Here is a 1,265-nt window from a genome sequence, read left to right as displayed (position 1 = left end):
CTACATCGAAACCTACTACAATCGCCAACGCGCTCACTCGGCCATCGGATACATCACCCCCGAACAGGCCGAGCTAAGATCTGCGTGAACCCGTGTCCACCGAAGCAGGGAAAGATCATCGTCGGCCTCCTGCTCCAACCAGGGCAGCGTCCGGCGGAGCGTGCTGGAGAAGTTGGTGCTGGACGCTCTGCGTGACCGGCTGATGCAGGACGACATGGTAGCGGCCTTCATCGCTGCCTTCCGAGAGGCGGTTCGGACGGATGGGCAGGAACAGACTGCTGAACAGCGGCGGATGGAAGCCGAATTGAGGAAGGTGCGTCAGGATCTCGATGGACTCGACGCCACCGCACGGCAGGGCCGGCTGACCGATCACCTGCACCGGGTGATGGTCGAGTTGGAGGCGAAGGTCGAATCGCTGGAAGCGGCGCTGGCCTCCCCTCCCTCACCGCCGGTGGTCCTGCCCGACGATCTGGCGTCCCTCTACCGGGAGCGGATCGCCGATCTGGCGGCAACGCTGGAGGACCCGGACCACCGGATCGAAGCGCGCGACCGGCTGCGCCCGCTGATCGAGCGTGTTGCGGTACGCTTCGGCACTGCCGATGCCCGGGGTGTCGAGATCGAGCTGGAGGGCGACCTGGTGGCGCTGCTCAGCCTTGGGCTGGGCGCAAACGCACGAAAGGCCGGCGCTGCGGGAGCGTCCGGCCTTTGCGAACAGGTGCGTTCGGTAATGGTGGTTGCGGGGGCAGGATTTGAACCTGCGGCCTTCAGGTTATGAGCCTGACGAGCTACCGGGCTGCTCCACCCCGCGGATGTCTCTGATATGGGGTGATGGATATCGTGACGATGCCGGCGATTTGAGCTTTGGATTGCGCGTCTCTTGAGCCTGAGTGACCTGGCGGCGACCTACTCTCCCACGTCTTAAGACGCAGTACCATTGGCGCGGAGGCTTTTCACGGCCGAGTTCGGGATGGGATCGGGTGTTTGACACCTCGCCATGACCACCAGGTCACCAAGGCTCAAGACCGACGCTCTTCCCAAAGCGTATCGCTGTTCAGTGCAAGTGAGGGTGAGGATGTATCGAACTGCGGTGTGTGCGTCAAGCAGGCTTGCTGCTGCGCATGGCGCGGTTTGTGGGGTGAGATCAAGCCGATCGAGCGATTAGTAAGGCTTAGCTTCAGACATTGCTGCCCGTCCACATGCCTCCTATCGACGTGATGGTCTGTCACGGCTCTCAAGGGAGCTCTGGTTTAGAGGTGGGTTTCCCG

General features: G+C 62.5%; 1 protein-coding gene, 1 tRNA gene and 2 rRNA genes. All 4 read right to left on the bottom strand.

The features are described from left to right. Positions 1-115 precede the first annotated feature (115 nt). A complete protein-coding gene (locus FZ983_RS34480) occupies positions 116-379 on the bottom strand; it encodes a hypothetical protein (protein ID WP_188092630.1) in 264 nt (87 codons plus the stop codon). Positions 380-731: 352 nt separating this feature from the next. Further along, positions 732-808, bottom strand: a tRNA-Met gene (locus tag FZ983_RS33865). A gap of 82 nt (positions 809-890) precedes the next feature. Further along, positions 891-1,006 (bottom strand): 5S ribosomal RNA (gene rrf / locus FZ983_RS33860). Positions 1,007-1,137: 131 nt separating this feature from the next. Next, positions 1,138-1,265: ribosomal RNA gene (locus tag FZ983_RS33855) — 23S ribosomal RNA — on the bottom strand; the annotation flags it as partial.

Origin of the sequence: Azospirillum sp. B21 (assembly GCF_008364825.1) — a bacterium.
Lineage (GTDB): Bacteria > Pseudomonadota > Alphaproteobacteria > Azospirillales > Azospirillaceae > Azospirillum.
Note: the sequence above shows the minus strand (reverse complement) of the source record. Positions and strands in the feature narration are given on the sequence as shown.